Raw genomic sequence first — 26444 nt, 5'->3', positions numbered from 1 at the left:
GCGCCGTTCGCCATCTCGCCGGTACGCTGATGCCGCGCTGGAGCATCAGGTTGCCACGTCAGCCTGATGCTCACAGGAGACGGCTAACCAACGACGACTATCTCCTCTGAAACGATCCGGCTGACCGACGCTAGATCGATGAAGTTGGCATGATCGGGGTCGACCACCTCTTGAAAGGCTTCGCAAGTGTAGAGTGCATTCAGGTCATCAAGCGAGTCAAACCATGCCTCCACGACTGCATCGAAGGTCGGCTCTGGCCAGCCAGGTGCGGCAACGGGATAGGATACGACAAATCGTCTAATTTTGTCCGCTTCGGGAAGGTTGAAAAGTAGCGGTGCGTGGATATCGCGCCGGTAGTCTTTGAACTCCTGCATGCTCATTCCCTGACGACGGCGAAAGCCGATCAGCATCTTGATCATATCTGTGCGACCTCATGTTTGCGTTTTACCGAGACACAATCTAGCGCCGTACACTGAGACGAACTATGCGTCTCAGTCCATTTAACATTCGCGATCGTCCCACGTTGATGTCACAAGATCCCCTGTCTGACGTGCTGTCGACCCTGTTCCCGGTCACTCACGTTGCCGGTGCATTCGATCTGGGCGGAGCCTGGGCGATACGGTTTCCAGCCCATGACGGGCTCAAAGTATATGCCGTTGCCTCGGGTCGGGCATGGTTAAGTGTCGAAGGCGAGGCAAGTCCACTGCGCCTTTCGGCGGAGGACTGTGTGATCCTGCCGAGTGGCCGATCCTTTACCATCGCGCGCGATCTTTCTTTCGCGTCGACAGGTATCGACAAGATACCCGAAGAGGCATGGAGCGATCGCACCGCGACCATAAACGGCGGTGGAGATACGGTCTTGCTGGCTGGGCATTTCGCCTTCACGGGTCCGCAGACGGCAATGCTGCTCGGTGCGATGCCTGGCATCCTTCCCCTTCGTGACGCTGCGGGCCAAAACGGCCTGCGCTGGCTTCTGGAGCGACTGCGGGAAGAATTATCGGCAGAGGCGCCGGGCCACATTTCTGCCGTACGTCACCTGTCGCATTTGCTGCTCGTTGATACGCTGCGCCACTACTTGAGCCAAAGTGCGGGACGCACAACAGGCTGGCTCTTTGCCCAATCCGACCCACAGATTTGGCGGGCGGCGCAGGCTATCCACGCCGATCCATCTCATCCATGGACAATCGCCAGGCTTGCAGCGACCGCGGGCATGTCACGCTCCAGATTTGCGGAACGCTTTCGAAGCTTAACTGGGACACCCCCGATGGAGTATGTGACACGCTGGCGTATGGTTCTTGCTCAACAGCGCCTGAGAAACGGAAGCGACAGGATAGCGGCCATCGCGTATTCGCTTGGCTACACGTCGGAAGCTGCATTCAGCACCGCATTCAAGCGGGTATACGGTTGCGCACCGATGAGGTACAAAAACGCCGAATGTTCTAACGCGGGTACCTCAAGACGCTGATTGGTTACCTGCAGTGGCAGCCGATTTTTCAACTCTGTCTCAAAATACCATCCCAATGGGAAAGCCTTGGCCGTCTTGCAGGCCGCTCCTTTGCGGGAAGGCGGATTGGTGGGGGGCGCCTGCGTCGCCCTTTGCTCGTGTCTATGTGCCTGTAGGGACAATTGCTATGCTTCTCGTCCCGTCGCCAAATCCCGGCTGGTGCAGCATCCGGAGGTCTATTCATGTCGATCCCTCTCCTCGTTCTCGTCGAGCTTGCACCTGAAAGCCTGGCTCGTATCAAGGACGCAGGTTTCGAGCTTCATGTCGCGCCCAAAGCATCAGAACGGGCGGCGGTCATACAAGCCGTGGGTGACAGCATCCGCGCAGTGCTGACGAACGGGTCGACGGGCCTCGGTGCCGGCGAGATCGCGGCGCTTCCAAAGCTTGAGATCATCTGCGCGCTCGGCGCGGGCTACGAGAAGGTGGACGTGGCGGCCGCCCAGGCACGAGGCATCGTAGTCACCAACGGGCCGGGCACGAACGACACGTCCGTCGCGGACCACGCGATGGCTCTGATCATGTCGATCGCACGCGGCATCGTCCAGGCCGACGCGGCGGTGCGGCGCGGCGAATGGGCGATCTCGCGCCAGCCGCGCCCGATGATTTCCGGGAAGAGGCTCGGCATCCTCGGTTTGGGCAATATCGGCGAGCAGATCGCCCGGCGTGGCGCCGAAGGCTTTGGGATGACGGTCGCCTATCACAACCGCAAGCCCCGCGACGGGTCGTCCTGGCTCTACTTGCCTTCTGCGAAGGCGCTAGCCGAGTGGTCGAACTTCCTGGTCGTCGCCACGCCTGGCGGAGCGGCGACGACGCACCTCGTGGATACGGCCGTGCTCGATGCGCTCGGTGCCGAAGGCTTCCTCGTCAACATAGCGCGCGGCAGCGTGGTGGATACATCTGCCCTGATCGACGCGCTGACGCACGGCCGCATTGGCGGGGCCGCGCTCGACGTGGTTGAGGGAGAGCCGAATGTGCCAGGCGAACTGGCGGCGCTGCGCAACGTCATCCTTACCCCTCACATCGCCGGCCGTTCTCCGGAAGCTGTGCAGGCGACGGTGCAACTCGTCCTCGACAACCTGCTCGCGCATTTCGGCGGGCAGTCCGTACTATCTCCTGTGACGTGATTCCCCGGATGTGACCTCCTGATTAGCGATCACGCTGCGCCAGCATCAACAGGGTACATAGTTCCCGCAATTCTATCGATTCCGAGAACGCCCGCCTCGCCTCGCCGGCCGCTCGTTTATGGAAAAGCGAGACGCCTGCCTTCACTAACTCCAGACGGCCTATCTCTGACGGCTAATGTCAGACACAGCACCGTCGCAGGCAGCTATTTCCATGCCAATTCCGTTGCCGCCTAAAAACCGAACACCTTTAGCGGCAGAAACAGCTCTTTGATAAACTATCCAGCTATTCCGTTCGCGCAGATATTCAATGTGAAGATCATATCTTAATATATTCTTGTCTATCGGTTCAGGCGGTGCCGATGCAATGACAACTTGGGCGATGGCCCGTGCCGCCGCTTCGGTCCGAGCAACGTCAAATGGAAGAGTGCATTTCGGAGAAGACGTGGAGATTGTCGCAGCGATCATGAGCGATAGCATGGTTACTACCTTGATATGGGTAGGCTACCCTTAGCGATAGCGAATGTCAGTTCTACTACATAGCGGACATTCCCGTCTCACCATCCCCGTGGGAAAGCCGGATGCCGGAAGCGACTTTGTCTGCTAACTTCGCTCAATGGCAAGGTTCGAGAACAAACGCGTCCTTATCACGGGCGGAACGAGCGGCATGGGTCTGGCTGGCGCGAAGCGCATCGTCGCCGAAGGCGGCAGCGTAATCGTCACGGGGCTCAGTCCGGATCGTATCGATGGCACGCGACGTGAGCTCGGCGATCGTGGCCAGGTCCTCGCCAACGATGCCGCTGATCCTGCCAGCGTCGCCATGCTGGCCGAGACGGCAAACAATGCGGGCGGCCTCAACGGACTATGGCTCAACGCCGGATATGCCGCGCTCGGCACGCCTGAAGAAGTCGACGCCAGTGCCTTCGACCGGATGATGGCCGCCAACGTGCGGGGTCCGATGCTTCAACTCGCTGCGCTGTCCGATCACCTGAGGGACGGGGCCTCGTTCGTCGTCACGTCATCGTCCTCGACCTATGAGGGAGCCGCTGCCACAAGCCTGTACGCTGCCACCAAAGGGGCACTGGTCGCGGTGGCACGGTCTTGGGCGACGGCATTCGCGCCGCGAGGCATCCGTGTGAACGTCGTCGTGCCCGGACCGATCGACACCAATTTCCGCCATTTCCTGCCCGATGAGGCAAAACGTGGTTTCGAGGATTTCGTCGTCGGTCAGGTCCCGCTGGGTCGCCCTGGTACACCCGAGGAAGCGGCGGCTGTTGCGCTGTTCCTCCTCTCGGACGATGCCTCCTACGTCACCGGCAGCCAATATGCCGTCGATGGTGGCCTAATCATGCAGTAGCCGCCCGTTCTCGTTTCGCGATGGAGACTGTCCGAAAACTCTGCCCTCCCTTTTGCATTTACAATATACGTGCGACAAAGTTGCAACCTACGTAACAAATGATCCTAAATTATGTTTGATGGACGCTATGTTGCAGGCGCAGTGCTTCATCTACGTCCGTCAGCGAGTTTTCGGACGGTCTGGATGGTGAAATGGGAATGGTCGCGCCTTCGGCCTGCTCCGGCACAAGCGCGGCCCGGGGAACCAGATACCGAACCGCTGGCACGGGCGCGGCGAACAGTGGGAGTACGCGCCAGTCGAACAGGCGCTGTCGCAGCCATGCGGGTTGCAGCCATTCGTCCGTCACGTGCCGGCCGACCAGCAGGATCAGCCAGCCGTTGATGAGGTCGTCGTCGATCGGATCGTCCGCCAGATGATAGTCGTGCTGTTGGGACAGGTAGCCGTTGATTGCCCAATGCCGCTCCGCCCAGTACCACCAGATGCGGCAGCGTTCGTCGTCCTGAAGGATGTCATAATCCCGATCGATCAGCCGCGACAAGTCGTGGTCGGGCAGGTCCGCGCCGGTCTGGGCGACTATCCCTGCATAGGCGCGGTCGGCCCATTGCCACGTCTCCTCTTCGGGGTCGCGTGGGATGTCCCGCATCATCCGGACATGCATCGACAGGTTGGTGAAGCGTTGCCGCGCCTCATTCGCCCAGAAAGCGAATTTCGCGTCCCGCGCGATCATCTGATCATAGCTCGCATATCGCGGCATGGGGTCGTCTTCCCACTCGAATTCCGTCGCATCGCCAACGGGCAGATCGAGTGGGCAGTGAAAGGGGTAGGCCCGGACCGCGTCCCAATAAGGGCGTGGGATCGGCCGCCCGGACCGTTCGAAATCGGCCGGCGGCAGGACGAACCCCGCCGTCAGCGCGCGAAACGCTCCATCAGTCTCGTCAGACCTCGGCGATACCGAAATGTCGTCATACTCAACCAACCCCGCTTCACGCGCTCGCGTGAATGCAGCATGGAAAAGCGCGGCCGCTGGCATATCGGCCTTGCGCTCGCGGGCGAGCGCTGCCTTGATCCTCGCCGGCAGATCGGCGGCTAATTCGTCCGCGGGTAATTTCGTCTTCTTCGACGACCGATCGACATACTGCCGCTGCTGTTCCAGCTGCGCCAAGCGCAGCAACTTGCCTAGGGTCGAGGGAAGCTCGGATACCAGCTCATTGCGCAGTCGGTAGATCGCTGGCTGAACGTCCTTGAGTGCGCTCGCCGTCGTGCTGGTGCCCCAAGGCTGTCGAGCGGCCTTGAGATCACCCCGCTGGATCAGCGCGTCGATCTCTACCTCCACCCGGTCGCCATGCTCTTCGCACGCCAGGACCAGGGCCTTGAGCAGCGTATCGGGTGCAAATTTCCAAAGCGCCGCGTCGTCTTCCAGCATCTTCGTCCTCGCGATGTCGTCACTTTCATGACGGACTGCCGTGGGACTTTAGGCAACAATCGTGAACCGAACCTTGCCATCCATGGCCAAGGTGCGCCGGGATCGGTCCTTGGCGGGCAGCGGCCTCGCAGAAGGTCATGAGGCAATGATCCGTCCATCATCCTTGCCAAACGCCAAGTCGCGTTTCCCAGAAAACCCGAATTATCTCGTATTCCAAACCCATTTTCTGGGAACACAGCCCCCAGACGATATAAGTCGCGCAATTCCTTTCTCGGGTATGCGGCGCACCCGAGAAAGGGGAAGCTCTGGCGAGCGGTCGCTTCGCGATAATCACCGTCGTCATCGACGGTGGCGGCAATAAGCCGTAGAACTTTTCCAGTTCATCCTATAAACCGTGGAGACACATGCCATTCACAATATCTATTGTGCATCGATAGTATTCGGTGGACACTATCCACCATGACATCGCAGCTCGCTTTTAACTTCGAACCCCCGGCCGCAATGAACCCGGCCAAGGCTGCGCGCGCTCAGGCGGCCATCGGGCGATACCGCTCGCGCCTGTCCGATGATGACATTACCGGGCGCGAAACCGACATCATGGGCCTTCGGCGACGCCGGCGGATCGACGAACCCAAACGCCAGGTCGTAGTCGAGCGGGCGGCTCGCCCGTCCCGTGGCCTGCCGCCTGCGCGTTTCCATATGCCACGGCCTCCAATCGGCCGATTCGTAACCGCTGATGGGCACCAGTCATTTCACTTCGCGCTGACCAGCGTCACCAAGGGGGTGGATGGGGCATGCCGCACCAATGACGGCCTTCCCGCCGATCCGGTCGGTCATGTCGACTATGTGACGCGCGAGGAAGCCGTAGCGACTGCTGCCCCGAGTGAGGTTCACGACGCCGTCGCACATGTTGCCTACGTGACGCGTGACGAAGCCCTCGCGCGCGACGCTGAAGGGGCGGCCGTAATCGAGACCAACATCATCGGCGATGCTGGCGCCTTCTTCGCCACCGTGCTCGCCCATGAGGACAGCGGCCATCCCGACGGCATCTGTCTGGCCGAGCGGTTTGACCCAGTGACGTTGAACGTCATGATGCAGGAGCCAGACATCCCGTCAGCGCTCAAGACCGCGCTCGAGCGGATCATGGCCGATCCGGAGGCGCACCGGGTCGAGAAAGCGGGGAAAATAGCCAGCGCGTCGCCGAGCAGGACGCACCCCTTCCAGGCGGAAGCCGACATCGCCGATTGTGCCAGCTGGTTGAAAAAGCATGACCCTGACGGACTGGTCCACATACGCAAGGGGCGTGGTGGCATTGCTCAACGCCGGATCACCGGCGAGTTGCCAGCAGACCTCGACCTCGACGGATGTCAGAGGGTCCTGAAAACGTTGAAGCACGAGTTCGAACGCCTTCACCTGCGCTGCTATATCGCGCTGCACGCACCGACAGCTGCGAACCATCAGCGCAACTGGCATTTCCACCTGCTCTATCATGACAGGCCTTGCGAGCAGATCGATGGTCAATGGGACTTCGCCATCGTGGAGGAAAAGCGCACCAAATCCCGTAATCGCCGACAGACCTATCCGTATCGCCAAAAGAAATGCGCCGAGGTCCGTCACAAGGACTGGCCGATGTACATGCGAACGCTCTTCGCCGCTGCGGTGAACGTGGAACTGGAGGCGATCGGATCACGGCGGCGCTATGATCCGCGCTCGTACGAAGCCATGGGGATCGAGGCCGAGCCGCAGCAGCACCTTACTCGCAAACCGGCGTTCCTCGCGGCATGTGGCGCCGCCCCCGCGAAGGATGTCGAAAACGCGATTAAGGGCTGGCGGGCGCGGATGGCTGCGTTGCTCAAGCAGCATGACGAGGTAGAGAAGGCCGACGCTGACCGGGTGGCGGACCTGCGTGCCATAATCGGCGAAAGGCCAAAGGACCGCGCCACGCTCGCGGACCTTGAACGCGAACTGACGGAGCGGCGCGCGGAGGCGCGGACCGCTGATGTACTTTTATCGATTTTCCATCCCATGGCGCGCAGCAATGCGGATCAAACCGCCGAGAAAATGCGCGGCCATGCCGACGACCTCGCCGGCAAGCTGCAAGCGAAAGGCAAGGCTCCTTCGGATTGCCCGCGCTATCAGGCTTTCAAGCAGCGTGAGCGGGAGGCACACGCCTATCTCGACGACCTCGAAAAGGCTGCCGCGCCCGACGTCAAATTCGCAGCGTCGCTGATGGCCGATGCCCAAATCGCCCGCCAGCGGATCGAGATGGAATTCCAGGTCCTGCATGATACCGCGATCTGGCGGCGCGAGCACGTTGCAATCGAAACCTCGGTGACCACCGCCGCCCCGGCGAAACAAACCGTCAGCCAGCCCCAGCCGGTGGAAGACCCGGCTGCCCCGCCAACCCCGACGACCGAGCCTGCATCGGCCCCTGCGCCATCGGCCGAGGTGCCGGTTACAGCGAAAGTCCCATCCAGCGCCGAGGTCGACGACTGGCTGTCGCGCATCGAGATTTTGCGGCGCCGTATCACGCGCCGCGACGGTCGAACCGAGCCGCTTAAAATCAACGATCTGGATCGTCATATGCTCGATCTGGCATCACCCGAGCAGGTAAAGGAGCTCAACCGGATCCGCGACCGGCAGAACCGACTGATCGCCAATATCGTTGAGGCCGTAAAAGCCGCACCCGGCATTCTGACCATTCCCGACGACCCCAGCGGCAAATGGATCTTGGCCCACCGTAACCGGATCCTTCAGGACGGTCTCAGGTGCTATATCGCCGACCCCAGTGTCCAGGATCGACTGCGTGATGCCCGGGACAAGGGCCTGGAGCGTCAAGCGGGGGCGCGAAAGGCGCCAACGCAGGTCCACCGCGCGATCGACGAAATTTCGCGTGCTGGTATCCCGGTTCGGCAGCAGGACGAGGGGCTTGTCCTTCGCGATACCGATGCGGCTCGTCTGGGAATCACCCCAGAGGCATTGCAGTCAGCCGATGTGCAGCGCCGGCTGGAGGGTATCCGTCAGTCGCAGGAAAAGCAGACGGCACCAATTGCCCCGCAGCCCACCATTGTGCCATCATCGGCGACCGAGTGTCCACATCCTCCGATCGAGGCCACGACCCCGCCCGCAACTTTACCGACGCCAGTCCCATTGAAGGGGCCGGATATCACGGCTCCCGCAGCGACAAAGATGGTCGAGCATGCGTCGGTCGTGCCGCCCGTTGCCACCCATCCGCTTGTCGTCCGCTGGCAGGAGGCGCATGACGCCAATCTCCGGCCCGGCAGCGCGATCACTGTCGGTGAGCGTAACCGACGCGCGGCGGTAGCTTTGGCCGACAAGGTGGCGGCGGCTGAACTGGGTCGGCTGGCTCCCTCGTTATTGGCGGAGGCGATAGCACAGGCGACCGAAAACCGGCGGTATGTGCAGCGTGTCGCCGGCCGATCGGGTCCGTCCCCACATATCCGGTGACGGGGTTCACCATGGGCGCGTCACGCCAGCCACGCCTCTGCCGAGGGCGGAGGGATTGACCGATCCGATATCGGCGGCGCACCCTTTCGGATCAAATTGCGAGGGGATAGGTCATGTCCATGCCGCCCGTTGATACCGATCGCATCGACGAAGCCGTGCTGGCGCTGCTTTACCTCACTCTACACCGGGATGGTGCCGGTGATCCGACATGGCGTGCGTGGAAGACGTATGATTGGTCGGCACTCGACCGCCTTCACGGGCAGGGGCTGATCACTGATCCGGCCAGAAAGGCGAAGTCGGTGGCGCTGACCGAGGACGGGGTCCGCCGCTGCAAACAGGCATTCGAACGCCTGTTCGTCCGGCATGCCTGATCGACGTGGCCGTTCCACGGCGACGGGCCTGCGACATCACGAGAGATGTCGTAGGCCCATGGATGAGGGCGATACCTTTCCTCCATTCACCCGCCATAGGGAGACGATCGAACCCCACACGCCTCCATTCTACATCGTAATGTACCACTTGCCATCGATGCGGCGTACTTTGCCGGTGTCGGTCTGCGTCGATCCGTTGCCAAAGCGGGTGACGGTGGTCACCACGGCGTGATCCGGATCCGTTTTGTCGATCTTCTCGACCTCGACCGACGTAACGCCGCCCCGCTTCTGCGCGTTCGCGGCCTTGCCCTGCAGCATCGGCGTGATCAAGATCCCGGCGGTCGCCTTGATCTCCGGGTCGATCCGCTCGAGCGCCTCGGCGGTCTGACCGCGCCCGGCCGCCTCCATCGCGGCACGGGCAGCATCACCCGGTCCCTGGCCGCAGGCGGTCAGCGCCAGAAGCGCGGCGGCTGCGACCAGCGGACGGATATGCATCGTCCCCTTCAGAATCGCGCCCATCACAGCACCGGCTTCTTGGCACGAGCGGCAAAGAAGGCGTCAGCGGCTTGTGCCACCAGAGCGGCTGGCCGTTGGGATGATCCATCGGGTGAACCGATGCCGACCGTACCACCACGAGGTCCGACATCGGCGTCGGCGTGGTAGCCATCCAGCCCGGCTTTCCCCCAACGCGCGGAGAAGGTGTCGCGGCTGCTCTCCTGATGGGGCGTGCCCCATTTGGTGACAAGCATCTGCCGCCATTCGGCGGCCGCCGTACCTTGTGGCGCGATATAGGTGATCCCGGACAAATGCGCCCCATCCGGCCAGACGAGCATTCGTAGCGTATATCGCCCGCCCGCGTCGTCCTGAAGCGTCGCCTCGCCGAGCACGCTCCGTCGGGTCGGGGCTCCACCGGCGCCACCCGCAATATTGATCGCACCGCGTACCTCGCTTTCAAAATCGACGAAGCGGGTCGCGCCTTTGGTGAGCAATCGACGGGATGTTGCGACAGCAGACACCTCCGCCTCGCTCATGCCGAGGCGAAAGCCACCGAGGTCGAAGGTGACCGGATCACCGGCAACGCTGCGATCGGCAGCACGGGTCAGGCCGACGATCACCGGCGTGGCCGGCATGGTGATGGCAGGCTGCTTCGGCCCATTGCCGAAGACGGATGGGATCTTGTCGAGCAATTTGGTGATGGGTGCCCGCTGGGCGGCGGCGGGCACGGCGGCCAGCCCGATGACGAGTGCAATGGTCAAACGCATGAGTCTCTCCCTGTGAGATGGTCAGATCAGAAGCCGGTGTGCCAGCCGACGAGTGCGGCGACGGAGCCGTCTGTGACGTCGTGCATGACGCCGAGGCGGAGCGGCATGGCGGTGCGGGTGATGTAGCCAGCGGTGAGTTGGACGCGGCGTTGCCCCACAAGGCTGGCGCGGGTGACACCGTACATGACTGAACGGCTGGCAAGGTCGTAGCCGGTGCCCAGGGTCAGCTCCGCCGCGCCCGCCTCGATGGCGAGCGGCTGCGCGATCCCGAGCGTCAGCAGGCCGCCGGGTACCGCACCGATTGCCTGCACGCCGATCCGGCTGCCGAGGATCGGGGTGGCGCCGGTGACGAGCGAGGCGGTGTCAATCTTCAGCCGGGTCACACCCAGTGAGCCATAGCCCTCCAGCGCCCAGCCATCGGTCACACCGATGCGGTGGTGGACTTCGACCATGACGGTGCGGGCGCCGCGTCCCAATCGCAGCGCACCGGCACCGGTCGGCATACCCATCAGCGTGCCATCCTCGTCGATGAACGACGCGCGCAGATCGAGGCCACCCCGGCTCCAGCCCAGCGTCATCGCCTGCGCGGCACTCCCGCTGGCTCGCCCCGCCGCCATGGTCAGCCCGAGCCGTCCGCCACCGACCGCCCGGTCGACGCCGAGGCTGGTCCCGGCCTGCGGGGCATAGGCGAGCACGCCATCGGCGAAGGGCGCCAGACCCATGACGTCGGCCTGGAGCATGTCGCTGGCATTCCATGCCGCATGAACCCCGGTCGTCCCGTCAGTGTAACCAAAGGTGCCTGCCGTCGCTGCGGCTCGAACCTGATCCTGTCCCGGGCCGAAGCGGGTGCTGGTAAAGCCCATCGTTCCGCTGAAACCGCCGAGTGACAGGCTCGCCTGTCGCCCCATCTGCTGGACCCGCCGCTCGATGCGGCGGTCGGCCATCACCTGCGGCTGGACGACGAGCGCCGCGACCGAACCCGAAAAGTCGCGGCCATAGGCGTCGAGCACCGTCACATGCGACAGCGCCGTCTGGATCGCAGCGGTGCCGACCGCCGTCGGCACCACCATCACCGACTTGGCGACGCTGGTCTGAGTGCTGCCGTTCGACAGCGTCGGATTGACCGGCGACAGCGCCGCCTTGAAGTCGACCAGCCCCATGCCGAACACCTCGTCCGGCCCCGGTGCACCAATGTCCTTGGCAGTCTTCAGGATGACGTCGCCTGCCTGCTGGCCGCTCAGCTGCGGCCATTTGGACAGGATGTCGGCGGCGAGACCTGCGACCACCGGTGCCGCCGAACTGGTGCCGGAGAAGACGCCGACCGTACCATCGACCAGCGTGGTAACATTGGCGCCGACCGCAACGACGGTGCGGTCCTTCATCGACCCCGCCCGGTTGGAATAGGCCTCGATTTCGTAGGCGGTCAGCGCCGGGCTGAGCGCGCCGACGAACAGAAGTGCCTGGCGCTTGTCGGCGCTGATCCACTGGCTATTATGGGGATCGGCAGCGCCGTAATTGCCGGTGGAGTTGACCAGCAGCCCGCCGGTCGCCGCCAGCCTTTCGGTTGCCGCAGTCCAGCTCGCGCTGCCACCGACCAGCGATGAACTGACGATCTTGATCCCCTTGTCCGCCGCATAGCGGATGGCCTCGTCGGTGTGCCACAAGATTTCCCCTTGCGTCTTCTCGTCCCAGTCGGCGACACGGAGCGCGACGATCGTCGCGGACGGCGCATAACCCACCGCGCCACCGCCATTAACCCTGGCGGCGATGATGTTGGCGACCGCCGTACCGTGGTCCGACGCTGCGCTGCCCAGCTCGTTGCGCTTGGTCCGGGTGCCGTCGGCGGCCACGATATAGCCGAAGTCCTTGGAAAGCGTCTGGTCGATGCGGCCGTCGAGCTCGCCGTTCACGTTCATCACGCCATCGTCGACCACCGCGACGGTGACACCCTGACCGGTGTGCCCGCTGTCGAGCGCGTAGAGCGCATTCATGAACTCGTTCGCACCGTAGTTGCGGCGGAACTCGGGCGTGTCGTTGACCGAGCGGATCGGCTGGCGGTCCGATGGCGTGATGACATAGCCCGGCGGTGGCGGCACCGGCGTCGAATAGACCGGCGGCGTCGGCGTCGGCGTTGGCGTGGGGGCCGGTGTCGGCGTGGGTGTGGGTGAAGGCGTCGGAGACGGCGAGGGCGTTGGGCTCGGCGACGGCGTTGGCGACGGTGTCGGACTTGGCGATGGCGTCGGCGCGGGCGTCGGTGTCGGCGCAGGCGTCGGTGATGGACTGGGCGTCGGCGTCGAGCCGCCAGTCGGCGGTGGCGTCGCTATGCTGCCCGAACTGCTGATCGCGCCGCCGCCCCCGCAGGCGGCGATCGTCATCGCCAGCATGCTGGCCGACGCTGCCCTAATCCCCCGTATCCCAACCATATTATCCCCCGATGGGGATGCGCGCCGGACAGCCGGCGGCACCCCGTGAAATGGCGGGGTGCCGGCCTTCTGGAGACCGGAAGTTGAGAACCAGCGCATAGACTGGCGCGAACACCTTTAGCCGGATGGCCTGGACATACGTGTCCGCCATCCGGTCACAGAAGTGCTCCGCGACCGAATTTGGTCATATTGACCGGCTCTATGCGCAGGGTTCTCACGCCCCGGTCCGTAGGAGAGCACCCACGGACACAATCAGGCTATATTCGATTCCTTAACGAATTGCGACAGCCTGGAAGTGCCTCTGAAAGGCGAAGCCATGCCACTGGCACGGAAAAGAGGCGGCGATGGCGCTGATCCGTACGGACGGATGAAGCGAAGGTTCTGAACGAAAGGAAAAAATAGGGTCGGCATCCGCCGACTCGGCCTTCGGTCAGAATTTTCATCGTCGGCCGGTTCTGCCGGTCATCCCCCACCATCCACGCGTCTTAAACCCCCGCCGCCTCACGCGGCGTGGGCGACAATGGCGCGTGCCTGGAGCACATTGCCTATGCTTCCTTCACCTATCATCACGGCCCTGAGCGTCGCCCGGCTCGATATCGGTCATCGCCTGGGCGTCGACCGCCAGATCCCCATCGGTGCCGCCATTCTGACCGCCGAACTGCGCGATCCGGACATTCACTTCGCCCTCGACAGCTGTGTCCTCCAGCCTTCTGATCCCGCCGAGTGGCTCCTGACATGGCTTGACGAACAGCTGCTCCGCGATGGCGCAACGATCGCCGGATATGGCCTGGATGATGACGCGGCACTTCTCGATCGCCTGCCCGGTGCCAAATGGTCGCCCTGCATCCGCGCGCTCGCGGGATGCGGTCAGCAATATGCTCTGAACCTGACCGCCAGCCATGACGACAAACGGCTGACCTTCGCGCAGGCCTGCGCGAACATGAACATTCTCCATGCCCAGGTCGATCGGGGCCGCCGCTTCGCCGACTGGCTGCGGTCGAACATCAGCGAGATCGAGGGGCAGGTGCAAGTCGATGCAATCGCCACCTTTCGGCTGGTCATACGGCGCTTCGCCGCGCTGAACCCGGTCGGACATAGCATCGCGGCCGTCCTCAGCGACCATCTCTCCGTCTGGCTCGGCGAAAGCGATCACGCCGCGGCGCAAGCGCACGTCGCGGACCTGCTGTCCGTAACCAACTGATCCCACACGGCCGCCATGCGGCCAATGCCCAAGGAAATGCCCATGTCTTTCATCGACCTGTCGATCGAGGAGCGAGGTTTCGCGCCCGCGTCGATCGCACTCGCCATCCGCACCATCGGGGCCTGTCCCGCCGCGCGTAACAGACCGGATGCCCGCATCCTCTGCGGGATCGGCATGCTCACGGTCTCCCCGGATCATGACGGCTACCGCTTCTCGACCGAGGCTCGGTGCCTCGGCGAAGGGGATACCGTCCTTGATCTGCTCGACTGGCTGGAGCCGCACATCGCATCACCCGGTGCCGTGATCAGTTGGGACAATTTCGGCGCCGTCCCCTACCGTCTGCTCGCGCTGGCCGATCCGGCGCGCCACCCAGAGATCATCATGGCCGCCGCCGACACCGCGGGACGATGGCGGGCCCTGCCGCTCGGCCACACATGGCACCTTCGTCAGGCACGCGCGCATCTCATGCCCTGCATGTGCCCGCTGCAGACGCCGGTCGACGAATGCGAGGGGTCAATGCCGACCTTCCTGCTGCCGGATCCGAGCACGACTGCTGTCGAACTGATCGGCGAGGCGATCGCCGGATGGCGATGCTGGGCTCAAGGCTTCGGCGACTTCGATGACGCCGATCACCCTGCACAAGCAGCACTTCGGGCGCTGGACCGCTGGCGGGGCGAGCAACCCATCGCCCTCTGAAGCCCACCCCCCTCATCCCGGACCTTCCTTCGATAGGAGAATTACCATGCATATCGATCCCGCTCGCCTCTGGAAGAGCGACACCCCTGCTTATGTCGTCGTGCTCGATGCGGAATGCCGCTACGATCATGAAGTCCATGGTCGCTATCTTGCGGCCGAACGCTTCTGCCCTGCCGACGTCGCCGACATCGAGCCGCGCGAGCGCCGCAATGACCCGCGCGTGACACCGCGCTGGCCGTGCCAGAAGATTGTGACCCTCTCCTGGCTCATCCTCACCGACGGTGACGACGGCTTGCGCCCGGTGCGAATGGAGACACGCGGGTGTCCCGAACTCGACGAGGCTGGCATCGTCGGTGCCTTTCTCGCCGACATGGCGCAACTGGGTCATGTCCAGATCGTGACCTGGGGTGGATTCCACGCCGATATGCCGCAGATCATGCTCGCCGCCGTCGCTGCGGGGCTGCGCCTGCCTCCTTCACTGGCAGGCCTGCATTCGCCATGGCGGCGCGAGGCGTCGGGACATCTCGACCTGATGAGCGAGATGTGTGGCGGCGCCAAATCCGCGCACCTCGCCGAGGTCGCTGCCAAACTCGGCGTGCCCGCCAAGATCACCTGCCGCCCGGATCAGGTCAGCAAGCTGATGGATCAGGGCAAATGGTCGTCGGTCAAGGCCGTGGCGGAGGGAGATGTCCTCTCGACCCTGATGCTCCTCATGCGCTGGCGGCATCTGCTGGGCGGAAGCGTGTCGACGCTGGAAGCGACGCAGCGGCTGACCAGCTTCGTCTCCGAACACCTGTCTCACCGTCCCTACGCCGCCGACTGGGAGCGCTACGGCGCCGAGGTGTTGCGCCAAGCCTTCACGCTTGAAGCCGCCAAGGTCGAAGAGCTGATCCCGTCACCCTGACGATCGCGCAAGAGGCCCTGCGCCCGCGTTAACCATCGCCCGCAATTTTTTCAGCGCGCGCACTGGGACCAGGGCGGCTGATACATTCAGCCGCCCATGGCCCATAAACATATATAAAGGCTTTGTACGCTGAATGCTGAATTCCCGTCGCGCTCATCATGAGCACGACCCGCAACCGGGATTGGCCAGCATGTCCAAATCGAATGCCATACCAAGCGATCCGAAGCATTCGGATCGCCGACCCGCGTCGGCGCATGTTGCGCCGACGCGACGCTGGGACTCCCAGCCCGAGACCGACAAATGGCTGGCCAGCCACCATTTCGAGGACGCGACCCCGACCATCCCCTTCCGGATCGACGGCTGGCTGGCGGCCCAGGGCGCCGCCGTCTGGTTCGGCGCGGGCTCGACCGGCAAGACGCAGCTTCTGCTCTGGATGGCGGCGATGATCGCGAGCCGCCCGGAGCACCGGGCCCCCACCTGGCTGGGCGGCAAGATCAACGGCACCGGCCATGTCCTGATCCTCACCGCCGAGGACGCCCGGCCGCAGATCGTCGGCCGTCTGCGCGACATCGTGCAGAACACGATGCACCAGAGTGCGGCCGTCGCGCACGAGACCTGCTCGCGCCTCCACGTCATGCCGTTCCTCAGCATGACCGAGGACGAGTTCGGCCACCCCAACGCCAGCCTCCTGCGCTTCGGCGACGACCGCGTCTGGCGTCCCTCCGAGGTCATGACCGAGGTTCGCCGCTACATCACCGAGTGGAACGCACGTCACGACGATCCGGAGGACCGGATCGTCGGCGTCGTCATGGACTCCGCCACCAGCATGGCCGGGTTTGACGGCATGGAGGGCGAGGCCACCACCAACTTCTTCTTCTATCTCGGACGCCTGTGCGAAGCGCTCGGTGTGTTCTTCACGATCATCGGCCATGTCCCGAAGGCCGCTTTCGTCCCCAAGAAGGATCCGTGGGGGAGCGCCGCCTCCCGTCTGCGCGGCGTTGCCATGTGGACCACGGCACCGCGCATGGCGGTCGAGGTGCGCCTCATCCAGGAATGGCGCGAGAAGGGAGGGCCCTACTACGAGGCGGAGGAGCTTCGCGACCTCTTCCCCGATATCGAGCGCAAGGACTTCCTCGTCATCTATGCCGCCAAGGCCAATCTGCTCGGTGTCTGCCGCGAGCCACGCTACCTCATCCGCGACGCGCAGGGGGCGTTCCGCGAGGTGGGCCTCCCTGCCCCCACCGATGACGAGGGCACTGATGCCAGCGAACCGACGCCGCCGCGGTCCCGGGCCAAGCCGAAGACTTCACGCACTGCACCGTCTCGCGCTGACCGATCCCAACGAGTCGAGCAGGACTACACTCCGGGCACCGACCTCGTGATGCAGGTTATGGGCGTGACCTACCCCGACCTTGCCGATGGTCAGCGCGTCTCCGCCAACCGCGTCATGAAGATACTCAAGGCCATGCATGCCGAGGAACCCCTGCCCGCGCGGTCGCTGGTCGGCAGTGCCTCAGGCGGCGGCAAGACCGGCGCGCGTGCCGGCAGCATCGCCTGGCACTTTCAAAAACTTGAGGAGCGCGGCGTCCTCATCAAGCGCAATAGCCGACATTTCTATATCGGCCAGACCGATGCATCCATCGACCAGCCATAGAGCATGTCGCGGCCATCAGGCCGCTCATCAGCCCTGACAGCGTCCTGGGCGAGCGTCACCCCTTCTCCTCTTTTTTCCCTCCTCACAGTCGACCTGCAATCGATCGATTCTGAAGAAGATTGGCGAAAGCCAGAGAAAGGAAAAAAAGGAGTATTTAGAATGAAGACGTTCGCAACTGACCTGCTTGAAGCCACGCTGGTCGATAAGTTCGATGCTGCCTTGCGCTCGGTTGAACTGGAAAACGGAACATTGCTCGCCACTGTCTTGGCATCCGCGATCATGGTTGATCTACGATGCAGCGGGCGTGAGGATGGCGTCGATACAATCGACACTCTGGACGATGACGCAATCAAGGAGCTTGGCGCCCTTCTGTTATTCGCCATCGAGGGAGACGATAGGCCGTTCACCCTCCCTCTCGGCACCGTAGTTCGGCCGTACGAACCGGGTTCGGTCGAGATCGGAGCGGAAGTCTGGGTGATCCAGACGGGCAAGCCGGGTCTGTCTCCGATGGAGATCGTCCGGCACGACGCCTATGGCCGTAACCTCGAGTTGCTACGTGAATTCATCAGCAAATGGGTTCAAGGTCGGCCGTGGCAATGTATCGGTCTGCCCTCGCCCAGCAACATCTCGGATTACGGTCCCGTAAATCTGCTCGCGTTCCCGCCCTTTCACGACGCTGGCGGCGTGGTATTGCAACGGGAGGTCAACAGCACCGGTGCGGCCTGCTTCGCCGCCGCCATGCCGGAGGACATCAAGTTCCTGGCCTTGTCGATCGCTAACGACATGAGAGCCATGTGGCACCGTCGGCAGGACATAGCAGAACAAGCTCGCGCAGTGCGCCAGATCGCCGAGAGCAAGATCTCGAACGATGCGGTTGGCGTCGCGCTGCACGCGATCGCCATCGACCTTCACCGGCAACACACCGACAAGCACTTCGGCTTCTACGTCCACTATGACGCCATCGACGATGCCTTCCGTCCCGGCGTGGTGCGAAACTTCATGCCCGCTCCCTTCGAGGGCGTGTATCCAAACCATGGCGCCACCCACGAGATCGTCGGTCGCCGCGAAGCGCGCGACGTCGTGCGCGCACTCGGCGCAGACGGTGAGATAGACTCCTTCGCCGCTGCTGTCGTGCGCTACGCGCCAGAGGGTCAGGCGGAGGTACTTGCTCGTCTGGCGATCGACTATGACACGGTCGTGCAGTTCGTCACCCCGCTGGGGCCGGTCTATGCCACCCTGTACTGGCGCGACGGTTGCATCGAGGCTGAGATTTCGGCCCCTGGCCGGATCGTCAAACGCGGCGAGTTCCTCGAATGGTATGAAGAGGATTTCGACGCAGACGACGCACAAACGCTGCTCGGCCTCACGCCGTTCGATGTCCTGCCGCTGCCCTTCGATGCGAAGTGCACCATCAAGCAGGCCACCCCGCTGCGTCCCGGCGTGAAGATGCAGCTCGACAGCAGCCGCTTACTCGTCAACTGCGCCACTGGGCGCATCTGGAAGGACTGATCGATTGTGGGGCCGGTGCTCAGCGCACCGGTCCCAGATCCGTCGCTGACCAGCATCATTGTGGTCACTACGGCCGAGTTCGCAGGCGGGCCGCACTCTTGCCCTACCGGCACCGCCGCATTCGCGCGGCGCGATCGCTCTGCGCATCGACAGCGCTGCCACACACGTCCGGACCTCGAAGACAAGTCCATTACCCGGCGCATCCGCCGCCGGTTGGGCTTTCGAAACGAAGAACGGGGAAGCCGCCCCTCTGAGGAAAGAGGAAAAGAAACAAGGACAATTCGTTCAAACCCTCAGCTGCTAGCGCGTCGATCAAACTCATTCTGCCCGGTCCAGGCCCGCCGGTGATGATGTGAAGGTGGTTGGTCATATGATCCTTATGGCTAAGACCCGCCCTCCCGAAAACGATCGCAGACTGTGCGGAAACTCGCCGGCTGATTCCATCGAACCGCTGACGGGCGTATGCTGTGTTCATGGCGTATATCGAGGGTCATGCGCGCGAGCAGGCGCTGCTGCTGCCGGCGTCGGTCGAGGACTATGTGGGGGCGGACAGCCCGGTGCGGTTCATCGACGTGTTCGTGGACGACCTCGATCTGGCCGAGGCCGGCTTTGTGCGGGCGCAACCGAAGGCAACGGGACGCCCCGGCTATCATCCGGCCGACATGCTCAAGCTGTATCTCTACGGCTATCTCAACCGGGTGCGGTCGAGCCGGCGGTTGGAGGCGGAGGCGACGCGTAACCTCGAGCTGATCTGGCTGCTGCGCGGGCTTCGGCCGGACTACAAGACCATCGCCGACTTCCGCCGCGACAACCGGGGCGCGTTCAAGGCGGTGTTCCGCGCCTTCGTCACCCTGTGCCGCAGGCTCGACCTGTTCGGGCGCGAGTTGCTGGCGGTGGACGGCACGAGACTGAAGGCGGTGAACAATCCGGGACGCAACTTCTCCAGCAGCAAGCTGGCCAGGTACATCGCCGCGGCCGACGAGCGGCTCGAGGGGTATCTGGCCGAGCTGGACGCCATCGACCGTGGCGAGGACGGCCATGGCCCCGGTCGCCGCGAGGCACTGGCCGCGAAGATCGCGACGGTGCGGGCGCGGCGGCAGGCGCAGGCGGCGATGCTGGAGCAGCTGACCGCCAGCGGCGAGAGCCAAGTCTCGCTGACCGACACGGATGCGCGCGCGATGGTCACGGGTCAGAAGACCATTGTCGGCTACAACGCGCAGGTGGCGGTCGATGCGAAGCACAAGCTGATCGTCGAACAGCACGTCACCAATGCCGCCACCGACATGGGCCTACTAGCGATGACCGCCGGCGCGGCCAGGGAGGCACTTGGCGTCGAACGCATCGATACCGTGGCGGACATGGGGTATTACAAGGGCGAGGACATCGAGGCGTGCGAGGCGGCTGGCATCACACCCTATGTCGCTCGACCCGAGCGCGGCACCGCCGTCGCCAACGGCCGATTTCCCAAGGAGCGGTTCCGCTACAATTCGGCAGCCGACGCCTACCATTGTCCCGGCGGCCGGCTTCTCGACACCCGCTACCGCTCGGTGACGAACGGCCACGTGTCGATCCAGTATTCCAGCCCCGCCGCCTGTGCCGCCTGCACGATCAGGGCACGCTGTACCGGGGGCCGCTGGCGGCGCATCAACCGCTGGGAGAACGAGGCGGTGCTCGAGCGCATGGCAAAGCGGCTCGCGGCCAGCCCTGATATCCTGAATGTCCGTCGGGAAACGGTCGAACACCCGTTCGGCTCGATCAAGCAGTGGATGAACCAAGGCGCGTTCCTCATGCGCGGGCTGGAGAAGGTTCGTGGCGAGTTCAGCCTGACCGCGCTCGTCTACAACCTCAGACGGGCCATCACCCTCATCGGCGTGCCGAGCATGATCCGGGCGGTGCGGGTCTGATCCGGGGCGCTATTTGGGTCGACGCTGCGCCAGACATGCCGCCCATGAAGCCATTGCAGCGCCAGCACCGCCGCAAACCCGGATCTGGGTGATCTCTGACCCGGCCAGACGCGAGAACCATCAGGTGGCAGCCAGCCGATGAGTTTCCGCACGGTCTAGATCGGGAAACGGGACAAGATAATCATTCCGTGGTGAGCAGGCTGGTGATGGCCAGAAGACCAGGGTACGATCACCGCAATATCAGGAAGAATGGCAAGTATGATGCAACTGCTACGCTCCGTATCGATGTCAATATTAGCGATAGCATCGGTCGCTGCCCCGACTCATGCAGCGCCTTCAGCGAACGCTCAGGCTACTCCGGAAGCAACGCTGGAACATAGCATCACATTCCTAAGCGAAGCAAATTCAAGCCCGACGCCGATCGACACCAGCGACGACGTCGTATTCTTGAAGGTTACAGTAAATGGGCACGACGCTTGGGCCATGCTGGACAATGCCTGTGGCCACACCGTGATCGATCTTACCTATGCCAAATCAATTGGTTTGACGGTCGGACCGATCGTCGGAAAGCTCGATCTCGGCGCCGCGTCGCTGGACGAGCGGTTGGTCAAGGGCACCAGCATCGTGGTGCCGGGTCAGGTCACCTTCAACGGTTCGGTGGTGGCCATCGATATGCAGCCGTTCAGCCGTCTGGTTGGTCGCCCGGTGCAGGCGATCATCGGCGGCGATTACCTGGACCGGATGGCCGTCCTGATTCAGAACAGCCGCAAGCAGATGATCTTGGCTAAGTCCGGCGATATCACGCCCCGCGTTAAAGTTGCCACCCTCCCGCTGATCGATGGCAACCAAGTGTTCGCCAAGATAAACGGCCAAGCGGTCTCCCTAAAGGTCGACATGGGCTATAACGGCACGATCCGCCTTTCGGACAGGGCATGGGCGCGGGTCGTTCCAACCGGCACAAGTGCCAAGGAAGGCAAGACAGCGTCGCTTGACGGGGTCGCGAGAACCGGCAGATCGGTATCAAATGCGTCGCTTGTACTGGGACAGGTCAGCGTCAACCCTATCAGCGTATCCGTGGGCGAAAAGCTGCCGGGAACAAGTGACGGCCTGCTCGGCATGACGTTTCTTTCGAAGGCTGACTTCATTTTGGATGTGGACCAGAAAAAACTCTTCCTTATCCCCATCGAAGCACCGGCCGTACCATCCGCCTCGGCTCGGTGATACATCGGCAGTCTTACTCGCACCCATCGGCGGTCAGACAATCCCATAAACGAAGGTCGAACGGGACGGCTCAGGCAACTCCCGTCTTCCTCAATCGTCCGGCGGGCCGGCCTTCCCGAAATGTGTTCCCGATTGCGGTTTCCCCAAAACGGTCTGTTGAACATGGAGAAACGGGACTGCTGAGCGTTGGCGGATCGGCCGGTCTGGATGCCGAGCCGATTCACCGAATGGCCGGAAATGGCTCGCTACCGGCCGGGCAGCCCAGCGGCCGCAAGGACCCACTTTCGGTCATTCGCGATCTCTGTTTGACTCCCCGCCTTCTGCCGCTCATTCATGTTCGCAGCCGGGGAGATAATAGGCCGCTGCCCGGTCCCCTGTCCTACCAGCTGTCTCGAAAAGGCTCATGGAATGAGAAAGCCCGGGCCGAAAAGTCTGGGGCGAGACGAAGCGATCATCGGCAGGGGGATAGATACATTTTACAGAATTATCGGCGGTAGGCCGCCTAAGGCAAAAGGCATTCAATAAAACAGTGCATTCTTACATGGCCTGACGGAGCCAACGGATTGATTCATCTGTTGAACGGCGATGAATGGGGCACGCAAACCTACCGCTGTCGAACAGGCCGACCATAAAATTACCTCAGAAGTGAACGACAAGCGCGATAGCTGGCCAGTGCGGCTGGTTGGCGCCGCCAGCGAGATCGGTGATCAGCCACCAATGCGGATGATCTGCGCCGCCACGGTCGCGGATGGTATCGCCCGACGGGATATTCACCTCACCAGCACCGGCTTCAGGATACTGGCGGCTCACACGCTTGCCACCTGGGCCAAGAGCAGGATTAAAGCCGTGATCAACCGTAGGCGCCCGAAAGACGGTGATGATCCACGGGTGCGGGAAGGTGATAGCGACCGTCACGAGGAGAATTCATTCCCGTCCGGCCACAGTGCTGGTGCGGTCGCGGTCGGAGAGGCAATTGCGCGGGCATATCCAGATCATGCGGTCGCCGCCCGTGGCGCGGCACTGTCAGTGTCCGTCGTACAGGTACCGCGCGGAACGCATTATGCGGGCGATGTTCTGGCCGGGATCGCCATCGGCCTGATCGCTGAACGGGTCAGTGACGCGGCGATCGATTTAGCGGTGCGATGGGCTAGCCGTGCGCTTGTAGCGCCGCAGCGTGCGATTGGTGACGGCGCGACGCCGGTCATCCGTCTTACAATGGAGCTGTCGTCGCCTCGGCTTCAGCAAGATGGCAAGGACGTGGGATCATCCCAGCCGCGCCTTATTGACCTGAGTTTATTGCATTAACTCACCCATGAGGGCCTTATGCCCCATGATTGGATGGACCCCAGGACCGAATCATATGACGTTGTGCCTACACGTCTGCGAGACAAGACGGCTCGATGACGCAGCTGGGTAACACCGACCTGCCTGACGGCATTGAAGAGCGCCATGTCGTACCCGTGAGAGGGCTTCGGGCGCATGCCAGTTTGCTCGCATTCATCGTGCTAGGCACGGCTATGGCCGTTGCGGCGAGTGGACTGCTCGGCGGTGCACCTGCGCCCGTGACATCTGTCTCTGCTCCCGCCGCTTCATTGGAGCTCAAGATTGCCCGTCCGCTACGCAGCGGCTTATTTTTCGAGACCCACATCCGGGTCACCGCCCGACAAGCCATTACCAAGCCGGTGATCGGGGTGGACGCGTCCCTATGGCGCGATCTGACCATCAACAGCCAGGTCCCAGCCCCCGCCAACGAGAGCTTCAAGGACGGACAGTATCGCTTTGAATACGGCCCACTGAAAGCGGGGGAGACGTTGGAGGTCAAAATAGACGGCCAGACAAATCCACCACTGATCGGGCGCGTTTCAGGAAACGTCACACTTCTGGATGACGACACCCCCCTGACCCACGCCCATGTCACCATCCGAGTCCTTCCATAATGGACATCGTCCTGCGGGCTTCCGTCACATTCGCGGCGCTCTACTTGTTGCTGCGGTTGCTGGGGAAACGCGAGATCGGCCAGCTTACGCCATTCGAATTGGTGGTCATCGTGGTGATGGGCGACCTGGTCCAGCAAGGCGTCACGCATAACGACTTCAGCCTCACGGGATCGATCCTGGCGATCGCCACGTTCGCCTTCTGGGCCTTAGTAATGAGCTGGGCGACCTATCTCTCGCCCAGGCTGGAAACGCTCTTGGATGGTCGGCCGCAGGTCATCATTCGAGATGGCGAACTGATCAAGGCGAATCTCCGCCGCGACCGCATCACGCGCGCAGAGGTCGAAGCCGAGATGCGCCTAGCGGGTATCGCTCACATGAATCAGGTCGCCTGGGCTATCTTGGAGACGCAGGGCAAGATCAGTTTCATCCGCAAAGATAGTGGTGAGGTGAAGCCTGACGACGACAACGCAGCTACTGCGTAACGCGATGCACGCCGTCACGACGGCGGCAACCCCAAGTCGGGTAATTCGTTCGGCGAGAGTGTAGGAGAAGACCGATCGCCCATGCCAGCAACGTCGTCTACTGCGACGGACCGAACAGCCCCCATGCTTTCGACATCATCCCGCTTCAGCCACGAAACGGCACCCTGGATGCAAAATGCCCGATCTGCCGAGGGTATGGGCAATGGAACACCGAGATCGATCTTGTCAGCTTCCGGTGCAAGCGGGCAATCTGCGATTATTGCCACGGGGCGGGGTGGATAGAGACCGGCAACGACCCGGTAGGGCATGCCGACATCACCATGTCGCCAGAAGGTTATCCGCAATGGGTGATCGCATATGAGCCGGACCAAGATTCGGATCGGCCTATCTCCGATCCGACAGGTCCGCTATCGCCTAACTACATCGATCGCTAGGCTGTCAAAGGGGGCTCCCGGGGCGGACGATGAGACGTATCGGCGCATGGTCACCTTCTCACAGAAAAGGGTAAGTCAGAGCCTTAAAGCCGTACCGCCTAGATGGTATTACGAGCGTGCCCAAGCCTTGGTGGAAGTAGAACGACAAGATTTGGGCCTAAGCGGCCACCCTTCCCTTCTGTCGCACAGACCCACATGCGGCCATTCGCAGCACCTTGCCCGCGTTCCAACTTCCGTCATTCGTTCACTTTAACGCCGAGAAATAACCCACGGTTTGCGTTAGATGATTAGGGGCTCGATGTAGAAACGGCGCCTACCTACTCGTCGAGTGTCACACACGGCCGAGCAGCAGGGGTGAGGCCCTCTTGCCCTGTCACGACCGCTCACGCGCTCGAGATGCCACACCATGATCGAGCTCCCGATATTCGCCCGTATCTAGCGTCCCACGGAACAGCTCAGAGGTGGCCCCTCGGTTCGCCATCCCGCCGCTGCAAGGCCCTGCGAAGCGGCAAATCCCATAATCGATAAGCGACGAAGGCAAAAACAACAGTGAAGACGAACAGCGCCGCTGGAACCCATATTGTGCATCCCGATGCCACGTGGCCGTTGGAGATCCAATTCATGTAGAGGTACACGAATGGGTAATGCGTGATGTACAGTGGGTAGGACAATATGCCTGCGGCGCGGCACAACCTCCTAATTGATGGGCTCCCGCGCGAATGCCGCCCCAGCACGATGATCGCGGGAAACAGCACCAGCACGCAGAGCGCCTGATACAGGCCGTTGAGCTTAACGTCGCCGACGGCGGGCCACACTGGCGCGGCAAAGGCGAGCGCGAGAACAACACTGAGCGGCACGAAGCCGATGCGGCACCTTGGCAAGCGATCCTGAAGGCGAAACAGCAGCAGCCCCGTCATAAACGGGTATGCTAGGCGCACCGGCGCCCCCCAGGCATTCGCAAGGCCCCAGCCGGTATCATATGACCCCAGTGTGAGCGCCATGGCCGCTGATAGCAGCCCTGCGACACCAACCGCGACGGCGAGCGCGCGCGTCCCAAGCCGCCGCAACACCAACGCATAGGCGAGGTTGCCGACATATTCCTGAAACAGCGTCCAAGCTGGCGCGTTCAACGGGTGACTGTCCCCCAGTCGATTGGGCAGCGGAGCGGACGGCAAGGCCAACGCCGCCATGACGAAGGCGCACATGACGAGGATCGCTGGCGCGGCCTGCCGGTCGCCTGCGAATGGGTCGGCCACGTAGCTGAGTAGTCCAAGAATGGCGCCTAGCACGACAAGCGGGTGCAGACGGATCAGCCGGCGCCGCAGAAACTGGGCCGTCGACATCGTCCCCCAGCGATCGTCATAGGCATAGCCGACGACAAAACCCGACAAGGCGAAGAAAAAATCGACTGCCAGATACGCGTGCGGCAACAGCAGGCGCGGTGCGTCAAACAGCACCGTGATACCCTGGATGTGGAACGCCACCACCAGCAGCGCCGCAGTGCCACGGAGCCCGTCGAGCACCTCGAAATGGTCCTTACCATCGCGGCGACGCGGGCCCGCATCCATCAGAG

Annotated in this window: 22 protein-coding genes; 16 read left to right on the top strand and 6 right to left on the bottom strand. The window is 62.8% G+C overall.

Annotated features, from left to right (window positions below; all coding sequences use genetic code 11):
- Positions 1–83 precede the first annotated feature (83 nt).
- Positions 84–419 carry an EthD domain-containing protein gene (locus tag SB4_RS10025; protein WP_058717124.1) on the bottom strand — a complete coding sequence of 112 codons (336 nt, stop codon included), beginning with the start codon at positions 417–419 and terminating at the stop codon, positions 84–86.
- A 65-nt stretch (positions 420–484) separates the two neighbouring features.
- Between SB4_RS10025 and SB4_RS18935 the strand changes: the two genes are divergently transcribed.
- The 3 genes from SB4_RS18935 to SB4_RS10015 all read left to right on the top strand — a co-directional run bounded on the left by SB4_RS18935 (position 485) and on the right by SB4_RS10015 (position 3982).
- Positions 485–1465, top strand: a complete 981-nt coding sequence (locus tag SB4_RS18935; RefSeq protein ID WP_338112948.1) for an AraC family transcriptional regulator — start codon at positions 485–487, stop codon at positions 1463–1465.
- 221 nt (positions 1466–1686) lie between these two features.
- Positions 1687–2628 carry a 2-hydroxyacid dehydrogenase gene (locus tag SB4_RS10020; RefSeq protein WP_058752467.1) on the top strand — a complete coding sequence of 314 codons (942 nt, stop codon included), beginning with the start codon at positions 1687–1689 and terminating at the stop codon, positions 2626–2628.
- 613 nt (positions 2629–3241) lie between these two features.
- The gene (locus SB4_RS10015) at positions 3242–3982 is read left to right on the top strand and encodes an SDR family oxidoreductase (RefSeq protein WP_058752466.1); all 741 of its coding nucleotides are present in this window, start codon (positions 3242–3244) and stop codon (positions 3980–3982) included.
- Between the two features lie 109 nt (positions 3983–4091).
- Here the strand turns inward: SB4_RS10015 and SB4_RS10010 are convergent, their stop codons facing one another.
- Positions 4092–5405: a hypothetical protein gene (locus SB4_RS10010; protein WP_058752465.1), complete on the bottom strand. Its 1314-nt coding sequence runs from the start codon at positions 5403–5405 to the stop codon at positions 4092–4094.
- Positions 5406–5864: 459 nt separating this feature from the next.
- On the opposite strand from SB4_RS10010, the gene SB4_RS10005 reads away from it, so the two are divergent.
- Positions 5865–8873, top strand: a complete 3009-nt coding sequence (locus SB4_RS10005; RefSeq protein ID WP_082670103.1) for a MobA/MobL family protein — start codon at positions 5865–5867, stop codon at positions 8871–8873.
- A 113-nt stretch (positions 8874–8986) separates the two neighbouring features.
- A complete protein-coding gene (locus tag SB4_RS10000) occupies positions 8987–9244 on the top strand; it encodes a DUF6429 family protein (RefSeq protein WP_058752463.1) in 258 nt (85 codons plus the stop codon).
- 129 nt (positions 9245–9373) lie between these two features.
- On the opposite strand, the gene SB4_RS09995 is transcribed toward SB4_RS10000, so the two are convergent.
- The 3 genes from SB4_RS09995 to SB4_RS09985 are packed head-to-tail and all read right to left on the bottom strand — an operon-like array spanning position 9374 to position 12602.
- Positions 9374–9763, bottom strand: a complete 390-nt coding sequence (locus SB4_RS09995; RefSeq protein ID WP_058752462.1) for a DUF4878 domain-containing protein — start codon at positions 9761–9763, stop codon at positions 9374–9376.
- Positions 9763–10506: a hypothetical protein gene (locus SB4_RS09990; protein WP_058752461.1), complete on the bottom strand. Its 744-nt coding sequence runs from the start codon at positions 10504–10506 to the stop codon at positions 9763–9765. Before SB4_RS09990 ends, SB4_RS09995 begins: the two co-directional genes overlap by 1 nt.
- A gap of 26 nt (positions 10507–10532) precedes the next feature.
- Positions 10533–12602: a S8 family peptidase gene (locus SB4_RS09985; RefSeq protein ID WP_058752460.1), complete on the bottom strand. Its 2070-nt coding sequence runs from the start codon at positions 12600–12602 to the stop codon at positions 10533–10535.
- A 40-nt stretch (positions 12603–12642) separates the two neighbouring features.
- Between SB4_RS09985 and SB4_RS19990 the strand changes: the two genes are divergently transcribed.
- From SB4_RS19990 to SB4_RS09930, 11 genes are all read left to right on the top strand, one after another.
- Complete coding sequence (locus tag SB4_RS19990; protein ID WP_193753789.1) at positions 12643–12978, top strand: hypothetical protein; 336 nt, start codon at positions 12643–12645, stop codon at positions 12976–12978.
- 498 nt (positions 12979–13476) lie between these two features.
- Positions 13477–14130 carry a hypothetical protein gene (locus SB4_RS09975; RefSeq protein WP_058752459.1) on the top strand — a complete coding sequence of 218 codons (654 nt, stop codon included), beginning with the start codon at positions 13477–13479 and terminating at the stop codon, positions 14128–14130.
- Positions 14131–14172: 42 nt separating this feature from the next.
- The gene (locus tag SB4_RS09970; protein WP_058752470.1) at positions 14173–14826 is read left to right on the top strand and encodes a hypothetical protein; all 654 of its coding nucleotides are present in this window, start codon (positions 14173–14175) and stop codon (positions 14824–14826) included.
- Between the two features lie 46 nt (positions 14827–14872).
- Complete coding sequence (locus SB4_RS09965) at positions 14873–15730, top strand: 3'-5' exonuclease family protein (protein WP_058752458.1); 858 nt, start codon at positions 14873–14875, stop codon at positions 15728–15730.
- Positions 15731–15920: 190 nt separating this feature from the next.
- Positions 15921–17384 carry an AAA family ATPase gene (locus SB4_RS09960; RefSeq protein WP_058752457.1) on the top strand — a complete coding sequence of 488 codons (1464 nt, stop codon included), beginning with the start codon at positions 15921–15923 and terminating at the stop codon, positions 17382–17384.
- A 159-nt stretch (positions 17385–17543) separates the two neighbouring features.
- Complete coding sequence (locus SB4_RS09955; RefSeq protein ID WP_058752456.1) at positions 17544–18893, top strand: hypothetical protein; 1350 nt, start codon at positions 17544–17546, stop codon at positions 18891–18893.
- A gap of 473 nt (positions 18894–19366) precedes the next feature.
- Positions 19367–20797 carry an IS1182 family transposase gene (locus SB4_RS09950; RefSeq protein ID WP_058752455.1) on the top strand — a complete coding sequence of 477 codons (1431 nt, stop codon included), beginning with the start codon at positions 19367–19369 and terminating at the stop codon, positions 20795–20797.
- Positions 20798–21055: 258 nt separating this feature from the next.
- Positions 21056–22018 carry an aspartyl protease family protein gene (locus SB4_RS09945; RefSeq protein ID WP_193753788.1) on the top strand — a complete coding sequence of 321 codons (963 nt, stop codon included), beginning with the start codon at positions 21056–21058 and terminating at the stop codon, positions 22016–22018.
- A 585-nt stretch (positions 22019–22603) separates the two neighbouring features.
- Positions 22604–23323, top strand: a complete 720-nt coding sequence (locus SB4_RS09940; RefSeq protein ID WP_082670100.1) for a phosphatase PAP2 family protein — start codon at positions 22604–22606, stop codon at positions 23321–23323.
- A 95-nt stretch (positions 23324–23418) separates the two neighbouring features.
- Entirely contained in the window at positions 23419–23955 is a 537-nt protein-coding gene (locus SB4_RS09935; RefSeq protein ID WP_058716283.1) for a hypothetical protein, read from the top strand.
- On the top strand, positions 23955–24437 hold the full coding sequence (locus SB4_RS09930; protein WP_058716284.1) for a DUF421 domain-containing protein: 483 nt from the start codon (positions 23955–23957) through the stop codon (positions 24435–24437). Before SB4_RS09935 ends, SB4_RS09930 begins: the two co-directional genes overlap by 1 nt.
- Positions 24438–25326: 889 nt before the next feature.
- Here the strand turns inward: SB4_RS09930 and SB4_RS09925 are convergent.
- A complete protein-coding gene (locus SB4_RS09925; RefSeq protein ID WP_193753787.1) occupies positions 25327–26439 on the bottom strand; it encodes an acyltransferase family protein in 1113 nt (370 codons plus the stop codon).
- Between the last annotated feature and the right edge of the window lie 5 nt (positions 26440–26444).

This window comes from Sphingomonas sanguinis, from assembly GCF_001476905.1.
Lineage (GTDB): Bacteria > Pseudomonadota > Alphaproteobacteria > Sphingomonadales > Sphingomonadaceae > Sphingomonas > Sphingomonas sanguinis_B.
Note: the sequence above shows the minus strand (reverse complement) of the source record. Positions and strands in the feature narration are given on the sequence as shown.

Excerpts from the sequence above, each read along its gene's own strand:
- SB4_RS10025 (WP_058717124.1), bottom strand. The coding sequence starts at position 419 with ATGATCAAGATGCTGATCGGCTTTCGCCGTCGTCAGGGAATGAGCATG.
- SB4_RS18935 (WP_338112948.1), top strand. The coding sequence starts at position 485 with ATGCGTCTCAGTCCATTTAACATTCGCGATCGTCCCACGTTGATGTCA.
- SB4_RS10020 (WP_058752467.1), top strand. The coding sequence starts at position 1,687 with ATGTCGATCCCTCTCCTCGTTCTCGTCGAGCTTGCACCTGAAAGCCTG.
- SB4_RS10015 (WP_058752466.1), top strand. The coding sequence starts at position 3,242 with ATGGCAAGGTTCGAGAACAAACGCGTCCTTATCACGGGCGGAACGAGC.
- SB4_RS10010 (WP_058752465.1), bottom strand. The coding sequence starts at position 5,405 with ATGCTGGAAGACGACGCGGCGCTTTGGAAATTTGCACCCGATACGCTG.
- SB4_RS10005 (WP_082670103.1), top strand. The coding sequence starts at position 5,865 with ATGACATCGCAGCTCGCTTTTAACTTCGAACCCCCGGCCGCAATGAAC.
- SB4_RS10000 (WP_058752463.1), top strand. The coding sequence starts at position 8,987 with ATGTCCATGCCGCCCGTTGATACCGATCGCATCGACGAAGCCGTGCTG.
- SB4_RS09995 (WP_058752462.1), bottom strand. The coding sequence starts at position 9,763 with ATGGGCGCGATTCTGAAGGGGACGATGCATATCCGTCCGCTGGTCGCA.
- SB4_RS09990 (WP_058752461.1), bottom strand. The coding sequence starts at position 10,506 with ATGCGTTTGACCATTGCACTCGTCATCGGGCTGGCCGCCGTGCCCGCC.
- SB4_RS09975 (WP_058752459.1), top strand. The coding sequence starts at position 13,477 with ATGCTTCCTTCACCTATCATCACGGCCCTGAGCGTCGCCCGGCTCGAT.
- SB4_RS09970 (WP_058752470.1), top strand. The coding sequence starts at position 14,173 with ATGTCTTTCATCGACCTGTCGATCGAGGAGCGAGGTTTCGCGCCCGCG.
- SB4_RS09965 (WP_058752458.1), top strand. The coding sequence starts at position 14,873 with ATGCATATCGATCCCGCTCGCCTCTGGAAGAGCGACACCCCTGCTTAT.
- SB4_RS09960 (WP_058752457.1), top strand. The coding sequence starts at position 15,921 with ATGTCCAAATCGAATGCCATACCAAGCGATCCGAAGCATTCGGATCGC.
- SB4_RS09955 (WP_058752456.1), top strand. The coding sequence starts at position 17,544 with ATGAAGACGTTCGCAACTGACCTGCTTGAAGCCACGCTGGTCGATAAG.
- SB4_RS09950 (WP_058752455.1), top strand. The coding sequence starts at position 19,367 with ATGGCGTATATCGAGGGTCATGCGCGCGAGCAGGCGCTGCTGCTGCCG.
- SB4_RS09945 (WP_193753788.1), top strand. The coding sequence starts at position 21,056 with ATGATGCAACTGCTACGCTCCGTATCGATGTCAATATTAGCGATAGCA.
- SB4_RS09940 (WP_082670100.1), top strand. The coding sequence starts at position 22,604 with ATGAATGGGGCACGCAAACCTACCGCTGTCGAACAGGCCGACCATAAA.
- SB4_RS09935 (WP_058716283.1), top strand. The coding sequence starts at position 23,419 with ATGACGCAGCTGGGTAACACCGACCTGCCTGACGGCATTGAAGAGCGC.
- SB4_RS09930 (WP_058716284.1), top strand. The coding sequence starts at position 23,955 with ATGGACATCGTCCTGCGGGCTTCCGTCACATTCGCGGCGCTCTACTTG.
- SB4_RS09925 (WP_193753787.1), bottom strand. The coding sequence starts at position 26,439 with ATGGATGCGGGCCCGCGTCGCCGCGATGGTAAGGACCATTTCGAGGTG.